Source organism: Paraburkholderia sediminicola (genome assembly GCF_046026855.1).
GTDB classification, from domain to species: Bacteria; Pseudomonadota; Gammaproteobacteria; order Burkholderiales; family Burkholderiaceae; genus Paraburkholderia; species Paraburkholderia sediminicola_A.
This window is the reverse complement of sequence record NZ_JAQQET010000003.1, coordinates 220,123-242,095: the sequence shown is the minus strand read 5'-3', so window position 1 is coordinate 242,095 and position 21,973 is coordinate 220,123. Positions and strand designations below refer to the sequence as shown.

19 protein-coding genes are annotated in these 21,973 nt (G+C 60.3%); 14 read left to right on the top strand and 5 right to left on the bottom strand.

The features are described from left to right. Positions 1–72 precede the first annotated feature (72 nt). The 7 genes from PQR40_RS05030 to PQR40_RS05000 all read left to right on the top strand — a co-directional run bounded on the left by PQR40_RS05030 (position 73) and on the right by PQR40_RS05000 (position 7,909). Positions 73–933, top strand: coding sequence for an enoyl-CoA hydratase/isomerase family protein (locus PQR40_RS05030; RefSeq protein WP_408228782.1), 861 nt, complete (start codon positions 73–75; stop codon positions 931–933). 160 nt (positions 934–1,093) lie between these two features. Further along, positions 1,094–2,395, top strand: a complete 1,302-nt coding sequence (locus PQR40_RS05025) for an MFS transporter (protein WP_408333564.1) — start codon at positions 1,094–1,096, stop codon at positions 2,393–2,395. A gap of 87 nt (positions 2,396–2,482) precedes the next feature. Then, a complete protein-coding gene (locus tag PQR40_RS05020) occupies positions 2,483–3,640 on the top strand; it encodes a porin (RefSeq protein ID WP_408508566.1) in 1,158 nt (385 codons plus the stop codon). A gap of 63 nt (positions 3,641–3,703) precedes the next feature. Further along, the gene (locus PQR40_RS05015; RefSeq protein ID WP_408228788.1) at positions 3,704–4,696 is read left to right on the top strand and encodes a fumarylacetoacetate hydrolase family protein; all 993 of its coding nucleotides are present in this window, start codon (positions 3,704–3,706) and stop codon (positions 4,694–4,696) included. Next, a complete protein-coding gene (locus tag PQR40_RS05010) occupies positions 4,693–5,307 on the top strand; it encodes a VOC family protein (protein ID WP_408508543.1) in 615 nt (204 codons plus the stop codon). The genes PQR40_RS05015 and PQR40_RS05010 overlap by 4 nt, the downstream gene beginning before the upstream one ends. Positions 5,308–5,323: 16 nt before the next feature. Continuing rightward, a complete protein-coding gene (locus tag PQR40_RS05005) occupies positions 5,324–7,279 on the top strand; it encodes a thiamine pyrophosphate-binding protein (protein WP_408333558.1) in 1,956 nt (651 codons plus the stop codon). Between the two features lie 9 nt (positions 7,280–7,288). After that, on the top strand, positions 7,289–7,909 hold the full coding sequence (locus tag PQR40_RS05000; RefSeq protein WP_408333555.1) for a c-type cytochrome: 621 nt from the start codon (positions 7,289–7,291) through the stop codon (positions 7,907–7,909). 181 nt (positions 7,910–8,090) lie between these two features. On the opposite strand, the gene PQR40_RS04995 is transcribed toward PQR40_RS05000, so the two are convergent. The 3 genes from PQR40_RS04995 to PQR40_RS04985 form a co-directional block, all read right to left on the bottom strand. Further along, positions 8,091–9,221 (bottom strand): acyl-CoA dehydrogenase family protein, encoded by a 1,131-nt coding sequence (locus PQR40_RS04995; RefSeq protein ID WP_408228800.1) that lies wholly within the window; start codon positions 9,219–9,221, stop codon positions 8,091–8,093. A gap of 12 nt (positions 9,222–9,233) precedes the next feature. Beyond that, positions 9,234–10,442, bottom strand: a complete 1,209-nt coding sequence (locus PQR40_RS04990) for an acyl-CoA dehydrogenase family protein (RefSeq protein WP_408228803.1) — start codon at positions 10,440–10,442, stop codon at positions 9,234–9,236. Positions 10,443–10,540: 98 nt separating this feature from the next. Continuing rightward, complete coding sequence (locus tag PQR40_RS04985; RefSeq protein ID WP_408508542.1) at positions 10,541–12,661, bottom strand: 3-hydroxyacyl-CoA dehydrogenase NAD-binding domain-containing protein; 2,121 nt, start codon at positions 12,659–12,661, stop codon at positions 10,541–10,543. Between the two features lie 141 nt (positions 12,662–12,802). Between PQR40_RS04985 and PQR40_RS04980 the strand changes: the two genes are divergently transcribed. Continuing rightward, positions 12,803–13,711, top strand: a complete 909-nt coding sequence (locus tag PQR40_RS04980) for a LysR family transcriptional regulator (protein ID WP_408228809.1) — start codon at positions 12,803–12,805, stop codon at positions 13,709–13,711. A 194-nt stretch (positions 13,712–13,905) separates the two neighbouring features. After that, positions 13,906–14,094: a hypothetical protein gene (locus PQR40_RS04975; RefSeq protein ID WP_408228811.1), complete on the top strand. Its 189-nt coding sequence runs from the start codon at positions 13,906–13,908 to the stop codon at positions 14,092–14,094. 68 nt (positions 14,095–14,162) lie between these two features. On the opposite strand, the gene PQR40_RS04970 is transcribed toward PQR40_RS04975, so the two are convergent. Then, the gene (locus PQR40_RS04970; RefSeq protein WP_408333546.1) at positions 14,163–15,065 is read right to left on the bottom strand and encodes a LysR family transcriptional regulator; all 903 of its coding nucleotides are present in this window, start codon (positions 15,063–15,065) and stop codon (positions 14,163–14,165) included. Between the two features lie 94 nt (positions 15,066–15,159). Between PQR40_RS04970 and PQR40_RS04965 the strand changes: the two genes are divergently transcribed. The 4 genes from PQR40_RS04965 to PQR40_RS04950 all read left to right on the top strand — a co-directional run bounded on the left by PQR40_RS04965 (position 15,160) and on the right by PQR40_RS04950 (position 19,486). Next, positions 15,160–16,038: an alpha/beta fold hydrolase gene (locus PQR40_RS04965; protein WP_408508541.1), complete on the top strand. Its 879-nt coding sequence runs from the start codon at positions 15,160–15,162 to the stop codon at positions 16,036–16,038. A gap of 17 nt (positions 16,039–16,055) precedes the next feature. Next, positions 16,056–17,474, top strand: coding sequence for a 3-isopropylmalate dehydratase large subunit (gene leuC, locus PQR40_RS04960; RefSeq protein WP_408508540.1), 1,419 nt, complete (start codon positions 16,056–16,058; stop codon positions 17,472–17,474). Further along, a complete protein-coding gene (leuD, locus tag PQR40_RS04955) occupies positions 17,468–18,085 on the top strand; it encodes a 3-isopropylmalate dehydratase small subunit (protein WP_408508539.1) in 618 nt (205 codons plus the stop codon). The genes leuC and leuD overlap by 7 nt, the downstream gene beginning before the upstream one ends. Before the next feature lie 102 nt (positions 18,086–18,187). Then, a complete protein-coding gene (locus PQR40_RS04950; RefSeq protein WP_408228825.1) occupies positions 18,188–19,486 on the top strand; it encodes a dicarboxylate/amino acid:cation symporter in 1,299 nt (432 codons plus the stop codon). A gap of 184 nt (positions 19,487–19,670) precedes the next feature. Here the strand turns inward: PQR40_RS04950 and PQR40_RS04945 are convergent, their stop codons facing one another. Continuing rightward, positions 19,671–20,516, bottom strand: a complete 846-nt coding sequence (locus PQR40_RS04945) for a helix-turn-helix transcriptional regulator (RefSeq protein ID WP_408508538.1) — start codon at positions 20,514–20,516, stop codon at positions 19,671–19,673. Positions 20,517–20,834: 318 nt separating this feature from the next. Here PQR40_RS04945 and PQR40_RS04940 point away from each other — a divergent pair, with 318 nt between their 5' ends. Beyond that, complete coding sequence (locus tag PQR40_RS04940) at positions 20,835–21,905, top strand: extracellular solute-binding protein (protein WP_408229005.1); 1,071 nt, start codon at positions 20,835–20,837, stop codon at positions 21,903–21,905. The last annotated feature ends 68 nt before the right edge of the window (positions 21,906–21,973 follow it).

The window sequence follows — 21,973 nt, the reverse complement described above, 5'->3', positions numbered from 1 at the left end:
GCTGGACGCACGCAATTGAGTGCGCAACTGAACACGCAGTCAGGTGGTTAACAATGCAACAGGAGATACACGATGTCATCAAGCAATGGGTCTGTCGTAATCGATAAAGACGGCCACCCCGCTGGTTTTCTGGAGACGGTCGACGAGTTGAAAACCATCAAGGTCCATATGACCGACGACGGCATTGTCACAATCGCCCTTGCGCGTCCGAACAAGCTCAACGCGTTCGACGAGCGGATGATTCGTGAGATGCGTAACGTGATCTGGAAGGCGAATTTCGACGACGAGGTCCGCGTCATTGTCATCACCGGCGAAGGACGCGCATTCTGTGCCGGCAGGGACGTGGCCGGGCTCGACTATGAAAACAACCTGAAGACCTCACAGTATCGCGCCTACGTTCGCGCCAATCACGAACTCTTCGACGAGATCGAGTCGATCGAAAAACCGGTCATTGCCGCGATCAACGGCATCTGCGCCGGCGGCGGCGTGGAAATGGCGATAGCGTGCGACTTCAGGATGGCCGCGCGTTCCGCGACGTTTCTTCTGCCGGAAAACCAGCTCGGCGTTATTCCCGCTTCGGGCGCGTGCTCACGGATGATCCAGATGATCGGCATGGGCCGCCTGAAGGAGATGATCATGGCGGTCGAACCTGTCGACGCCGAGTCGGCGTTCCGGATCGGTCTCGCTACCCGGCTATGCGAGGATGAAGCACTGATGGCCGACACCATGGCGTTTGCGCGCAAACTCCTGACGAAAGCGCCGCAGGCAATGGGCATGGCCAAACACATTATCAATGCTTGTCAGAACGTCGATACCGAAACGGGCCGTATGCTTGAACGCCTGGGTCAATCAGTTCTGATCCGGACCGAGGACAACCAGGAAGGTATGTCCGCGTTCCTGGGCAAGCGGTCGCCTAAATTCCAGGGGCGCTGAATCATGTCATGCGCCTGATGTCCGGCGGCCGCGACGGCGGAGCAGGCGGCTGCGACCGGCCGGACAAACGGTCAAAAAAATGAACTGGAACGATCTGTACCCTCTTGGGGACACGTTAAAGTCCAGTCAGGATACCGGGCCCCCGGGCCAAGGAGACACTATGCACGACAGGGAGGCAGTCAGTCCGCAGGATTCGCCGCGACGGCTGGCGATTGCTCAATGGCGGGTCGTTTTTGCCGCATTGATCGGGCTGGTCGGAGGGGCGAGCACGTTGACAATCTACGGGCTCGGCATGTTTGTCAGGCCATTGCAGGCGGAGTTCGGCTGGTCGCTGACACAGATCTCATTCGCGAATACGCTTGTTTCGTTAAGCGGGATCGTGTCGGCTTTCGCGCAAGGCATCTTGATCGACCGTTTCGGCGCGCGCCGAGTCGTCCTGGTGTCGTTGCCATTGCTCTGTTTGAGTTTCGCCTCGATGTATTTCCTGCCGGACAGCTTGTTGGTCTTTTATATCGGCTGGTTGCTGATTCCTCTACTGGGCGCGGGCACCTGGGTCGGTTCGTATGCCAAAGCCATCGCTGCATGGTTCGACGATCGTCTGGGTTTGGCGCTCGGCGTGGCGGCAATTGGCGCCGGGCTAGGGGCCGCGGTGATTCCTGCATTGACTCACACGTTGTTGGTGGCCTACGGATGGCGTCTCGCTTACGTATGGATTGGCGCGCTGAGCATGGTCGTCGTGCTGCCTATGGTGTACTTCAACCTCTACGATAAACCGGCTGATCGAGGATTCCAGTGGCGCCCTCACATGCGTCGCGCCGGCATGCAGGACCGCGACGTGACGGTGCGGGAAGCACTCAGGCAGCATGCGTTCTGGGCGTTGATCGTCGCGTTCATGCTGCTCGGATTCAACACGACGGGGATTGCGCTACATATGGTTCCGATGCTGCTTCGCGACGGCGTGTCGACGGGGCAAGCCGCGGCTGCGCAATCGATAATGGGCGTGGGGGTGATTCTCGGCCGGCTTGCAGCCGGGTACTTGCTCGACAGGTTACCGCCGGCGCTCGTTACAGCTGTGTCGCTGCTCGGACCGACTCTTGGCTTTGCCGGATTTGCCCTGCTGGGTGCCCATCCGGTTTCAATGAATGTGCTGGCCGCCCTGATTGGTATTGGCATAGGCGCGGAGATCGATCTGCTTGGCTTCTATGTGCGTCGGCACTTTGGCACGTTTGCATACGGAAAGCTCTATTGCAGCATCTTCGCGATCTTCCAGTTTGGCTCCGGGGTGGGCGCAGTCGGAATTGCCTATGGCGCCACTCGCCTGAACGGCTACGGCCCGATGCTGCTTCTGATGGCCGCGTTTTCCGCAGCCGCAATTGGCCTGCTAGCCACGGTGAAAGTAGTTCGGCACCCGGCGTGTGGCACATTCACTGCCGCGGAGAACCCGGTTGCGAAGGCGCCCTGAAAGTAGTCATGCTGTTCCAGTGTAGGTAGTAACGAGGATGATCTGATTCTCGTTATGATCGGAGAAAAATTAGTACAACAAATAAAAATGGAGACGTCAATGAACCGAATTTCTATCGCATCATTTATTGCCGCCGTAGGGTTGGGAGGATGGGGTGCTGCCGCGCAGGCGCAAAGCGTTACGCTCTACGGGATTCTCGACACCGGCGTCGAATACATCAATCATGCCAGCGCGAATGGAAGTTCGGTGGTACGCGTGCCGGGCAATACAGGTGAGTTGCCATCACGTTGGGGCTTGAGAGGGGTAGAGGATCTCGGCGGCGGCTACAAGGCGGTATTCACGCTTGAGAGCGGCATTACGGTTGGAACAGGCGGCCTTGGCCAGGGCGGGCGACTCTTGGGTCGCCAGGCTTTTGTCGGAATCGACGGCCCGCTCGGCTTGCTGACCTTTGGGCGCCAGTACTCCATGCTCTACCGGGCTATCTTCGACGCGGATTTCATCGGTCCCGACATCTACGGCATCGCTTCACTGGATGCGTGGATTGCGAGCGCCCGCAGCGACAATACGGTCGCATACCAGCGTCATTTCGGTCCTGTCACTTTCGGCGCGAGCTATTCATTTGGCCGCGACGCATCGCCTACCGGTGGCACGAACACACCTGGCTCAGGCACGTGCGCGGGAAACCTGGCCGGTAACAACGAAGCATGCCGGGAATGGTCCGCCATGCTCAAGTACGACGTCGCGGCAGGCGGGGTGGCGATCAGTTATGACCGGCAGGATGGAGGGCCCGGTGCGACCGCGAACCTCTTCAACGGCATTGCGCCGGTGGCGCTGGCGGGCAGCGGTAATCGCGACTCACGATTCCTGCTGGACGGCTATTTCAAGCTTGGCAATTTTGAATTGGGCGCGGTATGGCTGAATCGTCAGGTCGAGTTCACCGGACTCGGTGCGAAAAATATCACGTCGAATCAGTACGTACTTGAGGCGAGCTATCAGGTGACGCCCGCATTTGTCGTCGACGGTCTGGTGCAAAAAATAATTGATCGGCAGCAGGATACGCGAGCCTCCATGGAAGTGCTTCGGGCGACCTATTTCCTGTCGGCCCGTACGGCGATATACGCACAGGCGGCCCTTCTGCAGAACAGTACCTACGCGGCCTATTCGGTCAGCGGGGGTGGTAGCTCCACGCCTGGAAAAGGCATGAACCAGTTCGGGATGATGTGCGGCGTCAGGCATTCGTTCTGAACCCGTGGGAATTCGCGTTGCCGCGAGGCATCGATTCAACACTGAAAGTGAGATCAACACACCATGAAACTGGCTTCGTTACGTTCCGGCCGGGACGGAGAACTGCTCGTCGTTAGCCGCGATTTGAGCCGGGCGGTGAATGCGGCACCTGCCGCGCGCACGCTACAGCAGGCACTCGACGACTGGGATGTCATCAGCCCCAGGCTGGAGGCGTTATATGCGGCGCTCAACGCCGGTCATGTCGGAGATAGCTTTACCCTTGAGTATGACAAGTTAGCCGCGCCGCTACCCCGGTCGTATCAGTATCTCGACGGCGCCGCCTACATTAGCCATATCAGGCGTAATCGCGCCGCGCGTGGCGAAGCATTACCTGATGACCTGTACGAGAAGCCGCTCGTGTACCAGGGCATTTCCCACGGTTTTCTTGGGTGGAACGAGGATGTCGTCCTTCCGGCAGATGATCTCGGCATTGATTTCGAGGCCGAAATTGCCGCCCTCACGGGTGACGTACCGATGGGCGTCTCGCCCGATAACGCCAGTTCCACCATTCGCCTCTTTGTGCTCCTCAACGACGTGTCTTTGCGTGCGATCATCCCTGGGGAGTTGAAGAGAACCTTCGGGTTCCTCACCGGAAAGCCGGCATCAAGCATGGGACCGATTGCCGTGACGCCGGATGAACTTGGCGACCTGTGGGACGGCAAACTTGTCTCGGGCACGATGCATTGCTGGGTACGTGGCGAGCAGGTTGGCCGTATCGAAACGGGGATAGATACGCCCTTTCACTATGGGGATCTGATCGCACATGTGGCACGCACTCGTGCATTCGAACCCGGTACGGTGGTTGGTCTGGGGACCGTATCGAATGAAGACGAATCAGCGGGATGCGGCTGCATTGGAGAAATTCGCGCGCTGGAAACCATCCGTGACGGCAATCCGACCACGCCTTTGTTCAGTTTCGGCGAGCGCGTCAAGATCGACCACAGGGACAGGAATGGGCATTCGGTTTTTGGTTGTATCGACCAGCGTTTCGTAGCCCCGGCACATCGTCCGGTTTGATCAACGACGAATTCATCGGAATGGGAGGAGTAAATATGCTCTGCAAAAGTCTTCATCACGCGGCGTTTCGATGTAAAGACGCACGCGCGACGGTTGAGTTCTATACGAACGTGCTCGGACTGGCATTCATTCACGCAATGGGCGAGGACCATGTGCCGTCGACCGGACAATACAGCCCGCATATCCATATTTTTTTCGAAATGGCGGATGGCAGTTGCATCGCCTTCTTCGAGCTACCGAAAGATGAAGGGGTGCCTTCGGGGCGCGATCCAGGCACGCCGGACTGGGTTCAGCATTTCGCGTTTCGTGTGGCCGATAAGGCAACGGTTGATCGAGCGAAAGACAAACTGGCGGCGCTCGGTATTCAGGTCACTGGGCCGACCAACCACGACGATTTTCTGTATTCAATCTACTTCTTCGACCCCTCGGGCCATCGCCTCGAACTAAGCGCGCATACGGCCACGGCCGATCAGGACAAACGCTTCCGGGCTGAAGCAATGGATGTGCTGAATCTATGGGACCGCACTCACGACTGGTCGCAACGCGCCACGCTTTTCGGAGGAGCAAGCGGATATCTTCGCGACGAGTCTCATCGCAACGACACCCGCTAGCACAGGAGACGCTGGAATGGTTGACACATCGAATCATGGCCGCCGTGCATTTTTGAAGGAGGCATTGGTAGCGGGTGCTACGGTCTCGCTAAGCCGCCCAGCCATTGCAACAACCGATGAAAGCAGCTTGCCGCCTGCGCCTGTCGTTCAGCCACCGCATAGCGGGCTGGTTGCATTGGAAACGCAGATGCCGTCATTGTCCGAAGCACCCTCTGCCGACCCGGGTCACATCGGGAATCCAGGATCGGATTTTATGGTGGACGTGATGAACGCCGTGGACATTGACTATGTTGCAGCGATGCCGGGATCGACGTTCAGAGGTTTGCATGAGTCGATCGTCACCTATGGAAGCGATCGGAAGCCCGCCATGATCGTGTGTACGCACGAAGAGGTGTCTGTCGCCATCGCTCACGGCTACGCAAAAGTCGCGGGTAAGCCGATGGCGTGTTTCGTGCACAGCACGGTGGGTCTGCAGCATGCGTCGATGGCGATCTACAACGCGTGGTGCGACCGGGTGCCGATGATGGTCATTGCCGGCAATATCGCCGATACGGATAAACGCAGAAATGGCATCGAGTGGTATCACACTGCTCAGGACCTGGGGGCGCTAGTCAGGGACTTCACGAAGTGGGACGATGCGCCCGCGTCGTTGCAAAGCTACGCCGAGTCGTTCGTGCGCGCATACACGATGTCGGTGACACCGCCCATGGAACCTGTATTGATCGTCGCCGACGCCGAACTTCAGGAAAGGCCGATCGATGATCCTGGCGCCATTGTGATGCCGGCAGTGCGTGCCGTTAGCCCACCTGTTGCAGAGCCGGGCGCTTTGGCGACCGCGGGCCGATGGCTCGCAGGCGCGAGTTCGCCGGTGATCGCGGTGGATCGCGCGATCCGTACGCCGGAGGGCATGAGGAAGCTGATCACGCTCGCGGAAACACTCAACGCACCGGTCATCGATCTGTTGGCGCGCATGAATTTTCCGACGAATCATTATCTGAATCAGTCTGGGCTGCAGAGAACGCTGATTGCGCAGGCGGACGTGATATTGGCGCTTGAGGTTGGCGACCTATGGGGTGTGACGGGGACGGTAAAGGATCTGATCGGGCGACCGTGGTCCCACACGGCAAGGCCTGGTGTCAAGGTAATCAGCATAACCACGTCTTACCTTTACGGGAAATCGAACATGCAGGATGCGCAGCGTTACGCATCTGCCGATTTACCGATCGCGGCAGACGCTGAAACGAGTTTGCCGGGACTGCTGGCACAAATCGATGCTTCGATGACGAAGGAACGGCGGTCTGTAATCGGGGCGCGTACCGAAAATCTCAAGCGCTCGTTCGATGCAATGCGTAGCGCTGATCGGCAGTCGGCCACGCTCGGTTGGGATGCCAGTCCTATCAGTACCGCGCGCTTGTCTCAGGAGGTATGGAACGTCATCAGGAACGAAAACTGGGCGCTGGTTTCATCGACCTATTCGATCAGTCGCTGGCCACACCGGCTTTGGGATTTCACCGAGCCGCATCAATTCATTGGTGGAGAAGGGGGCTTTGGCGTCGGTTACGGAGCGCCTGCCGCGGTCGGCGCCGCGCTGGCTCATCAGAAGGCGGGACGGATCGCTGTCAATATCCAGAACGACGGCGATCTGATGGCGGTTCCTGGCGCATTGTGGACGGCGGCACATCACAAGATTCCGCTGCTGACTGTCATGCATAACAATCGGGCTTATCACCAGGAGACCATGCATGTGCAGCGCATGGCAAGCCGGCGTGATCGTCACCCGGAAAACGGCACGGTTGGAACCGTGTTGACTGGACCTGACATAGATTTCTCTCGCATGGCGCAAAGCATGGGCATGTGGGCGGAGGGCCCCATATCGCGTCCGGAAGACCTGGGACCGTCGCTGGTACGCGCGCTTGCAATCGTCAAGCGCGGCGAGCCGGCGTTAGTCGATGTCGTCACCCAACCGCGCTAGGGGAACGCCATGAGAACTTACGCGATTCAGCGAACCGTACTGTGCGCGTTGTCCTGCATCGGTGCCGCGGCGAGCCTTGCGGCATTCGGGGCTTCTGGCGATATAAATGTCGGCCGTGCGCTGTATGTGAAGGATGGATGTTACGAGTGTCATGGCTATGTCGGACAGGGCAGCCTGATGTCGGGACCCAGTCTTGCTCCGTCACCTATCCCTCTCAGCGCGATGATTGCGTACGTTCATGCGCCGAAAGGACAGATGCCGCCGTACAGTCTGAATATCCTCTCAGACCGGGAGATTGCCGACATCCACGCGTACCTGTCGTCCATTCCGCCTGCTCCCACCGCAGACAGTATTTCCTTGCTCGCGGATAGCGGTACGCAAACGCAGGTGCCAACCCAGGCTGGACGCAGCGAGTCGGTATTCGCTGCCCGCTGCGCCGGTTGCCACGGCGCGCAGGGCGGAGGCGGAGCCGGTCCTTCACTGATCGGCGCGGCTGCGAGGCTTGGCGGTGCCGCCGGCATCGCTGCTTTTGTGAAAGCGCCCTCCGGCGCAATGCCACGACTGTTTCCGGGCGTCATCACGGAACAAGATGTCGCGCTTGTTTCCAGTTACGTGGCAACGCTCAAATAGGCCTGCTTTCCGACTCGATTAACGCAAAGAGACATGAGCGGCCGGTGTCGCTTTCCTGGAGGCAATGAACGAATGAACGTCACACGGAATTCGCGTGTGGCAGCAGAGCTACCCGGAGTCGTCTGCCATTACGCCACGAGTCGACAGAGTTGATGTGCACAGATTGCCGGCAAGCCTGGTCTCAACCTCTGCCGAGCGCGATATAGCGCTCGAGATGATGATCCTCATCCCCCAACTGATGGTCGATCATCACAAGGCGCTTCGCATAGTGAGCCAAGGGCAATTCCCATGTCATGCCGATACCGCCATGCAGCTGAATACATTCCTCGGAGACCATCGCCCCAATTCTGCCAATACTGTATTTAGCCGCCGACACCGCCCGTTCCCGCACCGTGCGTTCAGCCTCGAGTGCCGCAGCGGCATTGATTACCGCCGACCGCGCCTGTTCGATTTCGAGCAGGAGATCCGCCATCCGATGCTGCAAGGCCTGGAAGCTGCCGATTGGCACGCCGAACTGCTTGCGTGTGCGCAGGTACTCAAGCGTGTGGTCCTTTGCGACATCCATGGCGCCGACTGCTTCGGAACACAAGGCCAGCACGCCGCAGCTGATCGCGTATTCGAGCGTCGCAAAAGCTTCTCCGACCCTGCCGAGCACCGCATTATCGGCGAGCGTGACGTTGTCGAACGTGACCTCGGCCGCGCGGCCGCCGTCGATCTTGCGATAGCCGCGTATGCCGACTCCTGGTGCATCGCGAGGCACGAGAAAGAGCGTGATACCGGCTTCGGCATCGTCGGTGCCGGCGGTGCGTGCGGAGACCAGGAAGAGGGAGGCGTTTTCGCCCTGCTGAACCACTGCCTTCGCGCCGTTCAGGTTCCACGCATTGCCGTTGCGTTCCGCACGCGTTGTTACGCGTGAGAGTTCGTAGTAGCCGTCCGGTTCGCCATGCGCGAGGGCAGCCAGACGTGAGCCGTCGATCAGTTCGGCCAGCACGGCTTTCTGCGCTTCGCTGCCGTCACGTGCAATGGCCTGGCCGACGATCAGCGTATCGAGAAACGGCTCGACCACGAGGCCACGGCCCAGGCTCTCGAATACGACAGCGATATCGAAACCGCCCCCGCCAAAGCCACCATCCGTTTCATCGAACAATGCGCCAATAATGCCGAGTTCTGCGAAGCGATTCCACAGGTCGGCACTGAAGCCTTCCGGCGAGCGTGCAATCCGGTCGCGCGTCTCGAAGCCGTATTGCTCAGTGACAAAACGGTTGAGCGTATCCGCCATCATGCGGCGGTCTTCGGTATGCTGAAAATTCATGGCGTGTGCCCCTTACAGTCCCAGGATCATTTTGGAAATGATGTTCTTCTGGATTTCGTTGGAGCCGCCGAAGATCGACAGCTTGCGGTTGTTGAAGTAGAGCGAGGCAGCGCTCGCGGCTTCGTCGGGGCCGACTGGTGTGCCATCGAAATCGTCGTGCAAGGCTTCTTCTACGAATGGCTGCGCGTAGGGTCCCATGGCGCGACGCGTGAGCGAAGAGATTTCCTGACGGATCTCGGTGCCGCGAATCTTCAGCATCGAACTCTCCGCGCCCGGCACGCCGCCGCCGGCTACAGCCGCGATCACGCGCAGGTTGGTGGTCTTCATGTTCTCCAGATCGATCTCGACGCGTGCCATGCGTGTCGCAAACGATGGATCTTCCGCGAGCGGCCTGCCGTTGCGCTGCTGCTTCGCGGCGATCTTGCGCAGCCGGTTGAATGCGGCCACTGAAAAGCCGACGCCCGCGATATTGGTGCGTTCATACGTGAGCAGGTATTTGGCGTACGTCCAGCCCTTGTTCTCTTCGCCCACGAGGTTCTCGACGGGCACGCGCACGTCCGTCAAAAATACTTCGTTGACTTCGTGCTCGCCATCGAGCGTGATGATCGGGCGCACTTCGACACCCGGCGTGTTCATGTCGATCAGCAGGAAGCTGATGCCTTCCTGCTTGCGCACGTCGGTGGCGGTGCGCACGAGGCAGAAGATCATGTTCGCGTAGTGGCCGAGCGTGGTCCACGTTTTCTGACCGTTGACGATGTAGTGTTCGCCTTGTGCATCGCTGCTGCGTAGAGCGGTGGTTTTGACCGCGGCGAGATCGGAACCCGCGCCCGGTTCCGAGTAGCCTTGGCACCACCAGTCCGAGCCGTCGAGAATGCGCGGCAACCAGTGGCGTTTTTGCGCTTCGTTACCGTATTTGATCAACACCGGGCCCAGCATATTGACGCCGAACGGCACCACGCGCGGTGCTCCCGCCAAGGCGCATTCGTTCTCGAAGATGAATTTCTGCACGGCATTCCAGCCGGGGCCGCCGTACTCTTTCGGCCAATGATTGGCGAGCCAGCCTTGCGCGTTGAGAATCGCGTGCCACTCGGCCATGTCGTCGCGCGTGAGGCGGCGTCCGCCGTGTACCTTGCCGGCGAGACGCTGCGGGAGCTTGTCGCGCAAAAAACGCTGTACGTCAGCGCGAAAGGCTTCTTCTTCAGGTGTGAAATTCAGATCCATAACGGGTTCTTCCGTGGATATTTATCGGACCGGCGAAGCGGTGGACCGGCGGCGAGCAGGTGCCCACCGACCGAGCATGCGCCAAATGATGTGCCGTCTCAAGCTGTCTGATTGAGGCTCGCGAAATTGGCGCCGCGCTCAACCAGTTCCACCAGCAGCGGCGACGCTTGCCAGAACAGGGGGTCCTCTTTGGCGAACTCGCGGATGTCCGCGAGAACTGTGGCGAGGCCCACCGTATCGGCGTATTTCATCGGCCCGCCGCGATAACGTGGAAAGCCGTAGCCGTAGAGGAAGGTCACGTCGACGTCGAGCGGCCGCAGCGCGATGCCTTCGTGCACGACATTGGCGCCTTCGTTGATCATGGCGGCCATGTAGCGGCGCATGATCTCCTCATCGGCGAAAGTGCGCGGCGTGACGCCGGCACGTTCACGCTCGGCTTCGATGATTGCGTCGACCTCAGGGTCGGGCGTGCCGCTGCGCGAACCTTCGGGATACAGATAAAAGCCACGGCCGGTCTTCTGGCCGAACCAGCCGCGTTCGCAAAGACGGTCCGCGATCTGCACATAGCGCGCTTCAGGGTTCCGCGTGGCCGCACGCCGTTTGCGGGTGGCCCAACCGATATCGCCGCCCGCCAGATCGACCACCTGGAACGGGCCCATCGGGAAGCCGAACGCGCGCACGGCCGCATCGATCTGATAGGGTGATGCGCCGTCTTCCATCATCGCGTCCGCCGCGCTGCGATATACCGCCAGCACGCGATTACCGATGAAGCCGTCACACACGCCGGCACGCACCGGCGTCTTACGCAGCTTCTTCGCGAGTTCGAACGCAGTGGCGACTACGTCGGCACTGACCTGCTTCGGCACCACCACTTCCAGCAGCTTCATGATATTGGCGGGGGAGAAGAAGTGCAGCCCGATCACATCAGCGGGGCGCGAGATGCTGGCCGCAATCGCGTCGATGTCGAGATACGACGTGTTGGTGGCAAGCACCGCACCGGCTTTGCACACGCGATCGAGTTCGGCGAACACGGCCTGTTTCACCAAGAGGTCCTCGAATACGGCTTCGATCACCAGGTCGGCTTCGGCGAGTGCGTCGTACGAGGTGCTGCCGTGCCAGCGCGTCATCACGTCGGCCTTCTTCTCCGCACTCATGCGGCCTTTGGCGATCAGACCGTCGTAGACCTTTTCGATGTGTGCGCGGCCGCGCGCGAGCGATGCGTCGTCGCGTTCGATCATCGTCACCGGCAAGCCTGCATCGAGCACCGCGACGGCAATGCCCGCGCCCATCGTGCCGCCACCCACCACGCCGATCGTATTCAGCGCGCGGGGTTTTGCATCGCGCGTTTCCGGCGCTTTGAGCACTTCGCGCTCGGCAAAGAACGCGTGAATCAAGCCGGCACGCTGTGGGCTATCGATGCATTGCAGGAACAGTTTGCGTTCGAGTTGCAGGCCGTCTTCGAAAGCTTGTTCTACGGCGGCCTCGACGGCATCGACGATTTTGAGCGGGGAGAAGAGACCGCGCGATTTCTTAGCCGTTTCCGCGCGTGCCGTGGCGACGGCGGCGAGGCACGCGGCGCGGTCGCCAAGCGCAGCGGCATCGCGTGTGCGCCGCACTGGAGCGTGAGCGGCCAGCAATTCGTGCACGTAGGTGAGTCCTTCAGCGAGGATGTCGTCGCTGCGGCCCAGCCGGTCGATGAGGCCGAGTGCCAGCGCTTCTTTCGCGCCGGCGTGGCGGCCGCTCAGGATCAGGTCGAGGGCGGCTTGTGCGCCGATCAAACGCGGTGTGCGCTGCGTGCCGCCTGCGCCCGGTAGCAGGCCGAGTTGCACTTCGGGCAAACCGAGCTTCGCGCCCTCCACGGCGAGCCGGTAGTGTGCCGCGAGCGCCACTTCCAGGCCGCCGCCGAGCGCGGCGCCGTGAATGGCGGCCACCACTGGTTTCGTACAGGTTTCGATGCGGTTGCAGACATCGGGCAGCGAAGGCGGCACCGGCGGTTTGCCGAACTCGCGAATGTCCGCGCCCGCGATGAAGTTGCGCCCGGCGCCGACGATCAGCACGGCCTCGACCGCCTTGTCGGCGTCCGCCGCTTCAATGGCGGCGAGCAGGCCGCGCCGCACGTCTGCGGAGAGGGCGTTGACCGGCGCATGGTCGATTGTGACCAGCAGGACTTTGCCGCGCAATTCGCGCGTCACAACGTCGGCGGAAGGGTTGAGGCTCATCGTGTCGTCTCCTGATTGTCACCGGACCAGATCGGGCATGCCGGGTCTGGCGAATTCTCCGATTGTCGGTTGGTCAAGGTTTATTGACAATTACATAGAGGGTTGACAGACTGTCAAAATTATTTTGACAAAGGCTGCATCATGGACGTCAATTCGCTGACCTTGCTGGTTGATATCCTCGACGCGGGCAACCTGAGCGAAGCCGCGCGCCGGCTGAAAATGAGCCGCGCGAATGTGAGCTACCACCTGAACCAGCTAGAGCGCTCGATCGGGCTGCAACTGGTCAGGCGCACCACGCGGCGGGTCGAGGCGACTGAAATCGGTCTGCAGTTATACGAGCATGGCCGCACGATCCAGAATGCGCTGCTGGCCGCGCGCGAGTCGGTTACCACCCTCGGGCAGAGCTTGCAGGGGCGGGTGAGATTGAGTGTGCCAAGCGGTTACGGGCAACTGGTGATGTCGGATTGGCTGATCGCGTTCAAGCGTTTGTATCCGGGCATCGTGCTGGATGTGATGTTCGAGAATCGCGTCGAGGATCTGATGCGCGACGAGGTCGACATCGCGGTCCGGGTCATGTCGGAGCCGCCGCAGAATCTCGTCGCGCGCGACATGGGGCCGGTGCGATATGTTGCGTGTGCATCGCCGGATTTTGCCGAAAGCCGTGGCATGCCGGTGCGGCTAGATGATCTGCGCACGACACCGTTGATTACGGCGGCGGTGGTCGGCAGGCAGTTGCGCGTGGCGGCGTATCTGCGCGACGAGCGCCATGAGGTGCTGCTGGAGCCGACGATTATTTCCGAGAACTTCCTGTTCTTGCGCCAGGCGGTGCTGGCCGGCCTGGGTGTGGGTCTGGTGCCGGACTACGTAGTGCAGGACGACCTGCGTCGCGGGGATGTGGTGACGGCGCTCGATGAATGGCGTTTAAGTATCTTCGGTACGAATATGTACATGCTCTATATGCCGAATCGCCATCACACGCGGGCAGCGGCGAGTTTTATCGAGTTCATCCTGGAGCAGGCGCACGGAAGTGGAAGAGGGGTTGTTGCCTGAGCGGCAATGAAGCGCTTTTTCTTCGGCACGCTGATGATCTGCGCGTGGCAGGCGAACAGATCAAGGATGGCCTCCATGCTTCGCCGCGCAGGAATGAACAGCACCCGCACAGGTGCTTCACTCACGGGTATGCTTAACAAAACGGCGAGATAGCCGTGCGCCTGGCATCACATCAAACTTCAGGGGAGACGGAGATGAAATGGACAATCGCATTTCTAGCTCTGCTTGCAATCGCCATTGTCATTGTACTGGTCTCGCGTCTCCCAGGCGAGGAGGCCATCCGCCTCGCCGGTTATGCGGCCACGGCGGTTTTCGCCGCACTGGTCGGCTTCCTGATTCGCTGGCGCTCAACTCGCGCCCAACGAAACAAACGCACCGGGTGACTTCGCGTGCGCGGGTATTCACCCGGTCGGCTTAAAGGTCATGCAGTATCAGGCCCGCGGTATGCACGCTAATCCGATCGAACGCTCGCTTGCAACGCGTCGCCGAGAAAGTCGACGAACGTCCTGAGTTTCGCCGACAGCCGATGTCGTTCCAGATAGATTGCGTGAATGTCCGCGTTCGGCAGCGCCCAGTCCGTGAGCAAGGGCACCAGCTCGCCGCGTTGCAGATGGCGAGCAATCTCCCATTCCGAGCGCACCGCGATGCCGCGCCCATCGAGCGCCCACTTCAGCACGGCGCTGCCGTCGTTGCTGCTCAACGGGCCGTCCACTTTCACTGTCTCTGATTTCTTGCCGCGCGCAAAATGCCACGTGCCGTACGCCGATTCGTTTTCGCGTAAGACGAGGCACGCATGGCGCGTCAAATCGTGGGGCATGGCCGGCGCGCCATGCCGTTTCACATAGCTCGGCGCGGCACACACCAGCCGCTGGTTCTTCAGCAGCAAACGTGCGTTGATCCGCGCATCCGGCACCTCGCCGAAACGAATGCCCAGGTCGAAACCTTCTTCCTGCAAGCTGACCGGCCGGTCTGTCAGATGCAACTGGATCTTCATCGACGGAAAACGCTCGCTGAACCGCGAGATGGCCGGCGCAATGTGCGCGCGGCCGAAACCGAACGACGCGTTCACGCGCAATAGCCCAGTCGGCTCGGCGCGGCTGCTGGTGACCAGTTGCTCAAGTTCAGCGAGGTCGTCGAGGATGCGTGAGCCGTTGGCCAGATAGATCTCACCCTCCGCCGTGAGACTCAGGCGGCGTGTGGTCCGGTTGACGAGACGCACGCCCAGGCGCTGTTCGAGTTGCGCGAGACGCTTGCTGATCGACGGCGGCGTCACGCCGAGCTCACGCGCCGCGGCAGCCAGATTGCGGTGACGCGCCACTAACGCGAACAGATTCAGGTCGGAAAAACCGTCCATCGATTCGTTCCTAAAAGTTAATTCCGGATTGCCTTAAGAGAAACCATATCGTTGCAGGCATCAATTAGACTGCATTCAGATACGGGAGGCAACGATGTTTACAGGTTTCACCGACGCGTCGATTCACGTCGACGGCATCCAGATCCACGCAATCCGCGCAGGCAATGGGCCCGCTTTACTGCTGCTGCACGGCCATCCGCAGACCCATGCGATCTGGCATAAGGTGGCGCCCGCGCTGGCGCAGCACTTCACCGTCATTGCGGCGGACCTGCGTGGCTACGGCGACAGCGGCAAACCGCAAGGCGCGCCCGACCACAGCAACTATTCGAAACGCCGCATGGCTGCGGATCAGGTCGCGTTAATGCGCGCACAAGGGTTCACGCAATTTGCCGTGATCGGCCACGATCGCGGAGGACGCGTTGCTGCTCGCATGGCGCTCGATCATCCGCAAGCCGTGACGAAGCTGGTCACGCTGGACGTCGCGCCGACACTCGCCATGTATGAGAAAACTTCGTTCGAGTTTGCGCGCGCTTACTGGCACTGGTTTTTCCTCGTGTGTCCCGCGCCGTTTCCCGAAACGCTGATCCGTGCGGATCCCGATCTCTATCTGAAGCAGACCATCGGCGCGCGCAGCGCCGGGCTGGCGCCGTTCACGGAAGCCGCGTACGCCGGGTATTTGCGCTGTCTGTCAGACCCCACCACTGCGCATGGCATGTGCGAGGACTACCGCGCGAGCATCACGATCGACCTCGATCACGACCGTACCTCGCTCGCTGAAGGGCAGAAGATAGAGTGCGATTTCCTGGCGTTGTGGGGCGCGCATGGCGTGATCGAACAATGCTTCGAGCCGCTCGCCGAGTGGCGGCAGTGGTCGGCGCATGTGAGCGGCGCGGCATTGCCGTGCGGCCATTACATTCCCGAGGAAGCGCCCGGGTTGTTACTCGAACGCGCCCTGCCGTTCCTGCAGTCGTAGCCGCCGGTCGACCCATCATGTCAAAACGAACCCTTTACCAGAAGCTCGTCGATTCGCACGTTGTTACGCGCATCGACGAGCAAAACGTGCTGCTGTATGTCGATCTGCATCTGATGAACGAATACACCAGCCCACAGGCGTTCAGTGCGCTCGCGGCGAAAGCGCGGCCCGTGCGCCGTCCGCGACAGCAACTGGCGGTGGTCAGCCACATCATTCCAACGCATGCGGAATCGCCGCGTGTGATTCGCGATGCCGCTTCGTTGTTGCAGGCGAATAATCTCGCGCGTAACTGCGAGCAGGCGGGTATCGAACTGTACGCGGCGAACGATCCGTTGCAAGGCATCGAACATATCGTCGCGCCCGAACGCGGCCTGATTCGTCCGGGCATGGTCGTGCTGTGCGGCGACAGTCACACGACCACGTATGGCGCGCTTGGCGCATTGGGCTTCGGCATCGGCACCTCGGAGGTCGAACACGTGCTTGCCACGCAAACGCTGGTCTATCGTGTCGCGCAAACCATGCATATTACGATCGACGGGGCGTTACCCTACGGCACATCCTCAAAGGATGTGATCCTGTGGATCATCAGCTGCATCGGTGCACAGGGTGCGCGCGGATATGCGGTGGAGTTCGCTGGTTCGACGATTGCATCGCTGTCCGCGGAAGCACGCATGACCTTATGCAACATGACCGTCGAAGCCGGCGCGCGCGCAGCGTTGATCGCACCCGATGCAACCACGTTCGACTACGTCCGCGCGCACGCAACATCACTCGACGATGCCGCGTGGGCCGCGGCAATGAATGACTGGCGCGAACTGAAGTCGGACGCCGACGCGGTCTTCGATGCCGAACATCATTTCGACGCACGCGATATCGCGCCGTTCGTTACGTGGGGCACGAGCCCCGACCAGGCGATCGCAATCGATCAGCGTATTCCTGGTGCCGACGCTCAAGAGACGCCGGAGGCCGCCGCAGCATTGCGGCGCGCGCTCGACTATATCGGGCTCGATGCGGACCAGCCGATTGCGGGCACGCCGATCGATCGCGTGTTCATCGGCTCGTGTACTAATGGACGTATCGAAGATCTGCGCGTGGTCGCTGCGATCGTGCGCGGACGTCACGTCGCGCAAGGCGTGCGCGCGATGGTCGTGCCGGGTTCGGGCAGTGTGCGCCGCCAGGCCGAGGCTGAGGGTATCGCGACGATACTGCGCGACGCCGGTTTCGAATGGCGTGAGCCGGGCTGTTCAATGTGTCTCGCGATGAACGACGATTTTCTCGCGGAAGGCGAGCGCTGCGCGTCCACGACCAACCGCAACTTCGAAGGACGTCAGGGGCGCGGCGGCCGCACCCATCTGATGAGCCCCGCGATGGCCGCGGCTGCCGCACTAACTGGGCGCATCACCGACGTCCGCACGCTGGAGACTCAATCATGCTAACCAGACTCACTGAAATCGATGGGATTGCCGCGCCGCTGCCGATTGAAAACCTCGACACCGATCAGATCATGCCGAAGCAGTTTCTTCGCATCATCGACAAGGCCGGCCTGAGCGAGGGCTTGCTATACGACTTGCGTGTCGACGCAGAAGGCGAGCTGCGCTCAGGTTGTGTGCTGAATCAGGCGGCGTATCGCGGTGCGCGCATCCTGATTGGTGGTTCGAATTTCGGTTGCGGGTCGAGTCGCGAGCATGCGGTGTGGGGGCTTCAGCAATTCGGTTTCGACGCAGTGATCGCGCTGAGTTTTGCGGAGATTTTTTATTCGAACGCGATGAATAACCGCTTGCTGCTAGTGCAACTGGAACGCGACGCAGTCAATGTCCTGTTGCATGGCACCGCGACACAACCGGCTGCGCGGTTGCATATCGACATCGAACAGCAAACGGTGACGGACGCCAATGGTCACGTGTTCAAATTCCCTCTCGGCGCACGTCACAAACAGATGGTGATCGAAGGCATGGACACCGTCGATCTCACGCTCGCTTCGTTGCACAACATTGAAGCGTTCGAGCGGGCCCATTTTGAGCGGCATAGTTGGGCCGCCGTGCTGTAAATCCCCTGGCGGCCTTTGCGCCGCCATTCAACCGGAACGCGCGTGACGGATTCCCCGCCAGAAGGGAAGGGACGCGCTTTGCCTTTAAAAAACGGAGGAGACATGAAGCGCAAACCGCTCTATAAGGTGCTGTACGTGCAGGTGATCGTGGCGATCGTTATCGGTGTGCTGGTGGGCCATTTCCTGCCTGCGGATGCGGTGGCGATGAAACCGCTTGGCGATGCATTCATCAAACTTGTGCGCATGATCATCAGCCCGGTGATCTTCTGTACCGTCGTGACCGGCATCGCCAGCATGCACGATATGCGCAAGGTTGGCCGCGTGGGCGGTAAAGCGCTGTTGTATTTCGAAGTGGTGTCGACACTCGCGCTCGCCATCGGCTTGCTGGCCGCGCACGTGCTGAAACCAGGCGCGGGCTTTAACGTCGATCCCGCCACACTCGACGCCGGCGCAGTGTCCAGTTACACCGCGCAAGCCGCGCACGGCGAGGGGCTCGCGGGTTTCTTCATGCACATCATCCCGGAGACGTTCGTCGGTGCGTTCACGCAGGGCGATATTCTGCCGGTGCTGCTGATCGCCATGCTGTTCGGCACGGCGCTCGCGGTCATGGGCGAACCCGCCAGACCAGTCATCAGCCTGATCGAACTGCTGTCGAAAACGTTCTTCCGGATCGTGCGCATGATTACGAGCCTCGCGCCAATCGGCGCGTTCGGCGCCATCGCATTCACGATCGGCAAATATGGCATCGTCTCCTTGCTGCCGATGATGAAACTGATCGGCACGTTCTATCTCACCGCGTTCCTGTTCGTCTCGTGCGGCCTCGGCCTGATTGCGCGAGCATGCGGTTTCAGCCTGTGGCGTTTCGTCGTGTATATCAAGGATGAACTGCTGATCGTGCTTGGCACGTCGACATCCGAAGCGGCGTTGCCGCAGTTGATGGAAAAACTTGAACGGCTCGGTTGCTCTCGTGGAATCGTTGGGCTGGTCGTGCCGACCGGCTATTCGTTCAATCTCGACGGCACCAATATCTATATGACGCTTGCGGTGTTATTTCTCGCCCAGGCCACTAATACCCATTTGACCATCGCTCAGGAGATCACGTTGCTCGCGGTGACGATGCTGACGTCGAAGGGTTCGACCGGCGTCACAGGGGCAGGTTTTATCACGCTGGCCGCGAGTCTTTCGGTCGTGCCGACCGTGCCGGTGACGGCGATGGTGCTGATTCTCGGCATCGACCGTTTCATGTCCGAGTGCCGCGCACTGACCAATACGATGGGTAACGGTGTGGCGTCGATCGTGATTGCCGCGTGGGAAAAGGAATTGGATCGCGACAAGCTCAGGGCGGCGTTGGGGAGGCCTGTTGCTGTGCCTTGTGCAGACGTCGAGGGGCGCTCTGTCTGACTATGCCGTGATAGTTGCCTCGTGTCTGTGTGCCTGCGGCGTTGGCCTTTCCTTGTTTTGTTATTGGTTTTTTAGTGTTGCCCCTGTGCGGGGCGGCACCTACTTTTCTTTGCCGGCCGCAAAGAAAAGATAGGCAAAAGAAAGCGGCTGACACCGCTAGCTCATAAGCGGGGCCTTTGCACAGTTACGGTAGTGGTGCATCTGGAATCTGCGCTTTCGCACATTCCGCGCTAGTGACAAGGCGCTCATCTGCTCCCACTCCGTGCACCGCGGACAACAAGCCGCGTCGCGAATTCACGCCGAGCTTCGCGAAAGCGCGCTTTGCGTAAGTTTCGACTGTGGACTCCTTTACGCCTATTGCCTCTGCTATCGACAGTGTCGTCATGCCCTTTACGAAGGACGAACACACGCTGGCCTCCCGCGACGAGAGCAGTATCGAGCGGCGTGTCAGATATGCCTGGAGTGCATCCGCAGGCGCGATCCTTTTGATGTTGTCGTCGAGCGGCACGCCGACCATGCGTGTATGCAACTCTGCCAGCGGCAACAGTACCTGGCCGAGATGCTTGAGCACGCTCAACTCATAGAGCGAGAACGCCGGCAAACGCCGTGCGCGGCAGGTGGACAGCGAATAGGCGATGCCGTTGGACGGCCGCACCACGATGCACTCGTCGTGAATATTCGCAACGTCGTAGATCAGACAGCGTAGCTCGGTGTCTTCGATCGTCTGTGCCGACCGGTGAATCAATTCGGCCTGCCGGGCATCGGAAACGCGGTCGTTGAGCGGGTCGCGGTCGGCGAAACTGCCAAAGTACGTTTCCATGGTCCGCTGCAGGTTTTCGTGGTCAGGCGCATAGCTGCCGATCCACTCGATGCGCCGGGCGCGTGTTTCCTGCGACGTAACGCGCGCCCGTTGCAGATGCAACGAATCGCAATCGACAAATTGCTTCACGCAATCGAACAGTTGCCCCAGAAAGCGCGACGAACCGGCAGAATCGACCACTGGACCCAGGGCGTTCGACAGCGCGGCCAATTGTCCGACAGACAGTGGTATGGAGGAGGGGAAGCGGTCATGACCTTATATTTTCAGCGGAGCATCGCGGCAAGTTGACACTGATAACACGAAAAAATCGGCGCGCCCACTGCGGCTTACCCCTCCACCAACCGGGTGCAAGCGCCTGAACGCCGAGAACCCCAAAGTTGCACGTTTATATCCTGCGTGTCCCCCCTCAGTCGGGACAGACGGCGTAATTTCGTCTCCCTAGACTCTGCCCATCGTTGCATCATCATGAACCGGGGATGGAGGTCGAGGATGGAAATCAGCGGGTGGAGTAAGAGACTGGCGCGGCCGATGCGGGCACTATCGGTATGTTTGCTGACCGCAGCGGCGCATGCGGACCCGGCGGTCGTGAACGTCTACAACTGGGGCAATTCGATCGGTAAGGATACAGTCACCAACTTCGAGAAGGCGACCGGTATCCACGTGGTGTATCAAGAGTTCGACAGCAACGAGACCTTACAAGCCAAATTGCTCTCCGGCAGCTCCGGCTACGACGTGGTAGTGCCGTCTGACGCCTTCTGGGCGAAGCAGTTGGCCGCCGGCATCTACCAGCCGCTCGACAAAACCAGGCTGCCGAATTACGCACTGCTGGACCCCAAACTGATGGCGCTGCTCGCCGCCGACGACCCCGGGCATCAATACGGCGTGCCCTGGAGTTGGGGGACGGACGGTTTCGGGATCAACGTGGAGAAAGTGCAGGCTGCGCTCGGCAAAGATGCAAAGCTCGACGGACTCGATCTGCTGTTCGATCCAAAGAACGCGGCGAAACTGAAAAGCTGCGGCATTTCACTGATCGATTCGCCACGCGATGTATTCGGCAGTGTGCTGCTGTATATGAAGCGTGATCCGAATAGCGCTAATCCCAAGGATTACCAGGACGCGATGAGCGTGTTGAAGGGTATTCGGCCGTATATCGCGCAGTTCAGCACCGGCAGCTATATCGGTGACCTGGCGAACGGCGATATCTGTCTCGCGCTCGGCTGGTCGGGCGACGTGAATACCGCGCGACGCTCCGCGCTGGATGCGCATCGCTCCTATCACATCAAATACATTCTGCCGAACGAAGGCGGCCCGATCTGGTTCGACGTGATGGCCGTGCCGAAAGATGCGCCGCATCCCGATGCCGCGCTGAAGTGGATCAACTTTGTGCTGTCCGAGAAGGAAAGCGCGAACCTGACTAACGACACCTCTTATCCCACCGGGGTCGCGAGCGCGTCGAAACTGGTGCATGCGGAAGTGCTGGCTGATCCGGCGGTTTTCCCGCCACCGGCCGACTTCAACAAGCTGTTCGCGGTCAAGCCCTTGCCGACCGAGATCAACCGGCTCGTGACACGCCTGTGGCAACAGTACAAGACGGACTAGCGGCCTGAACGGGTTATCGACGACGCTGCGCAACCTGGCGACAGCAGTGCGTTTGGAACGTAACTGAG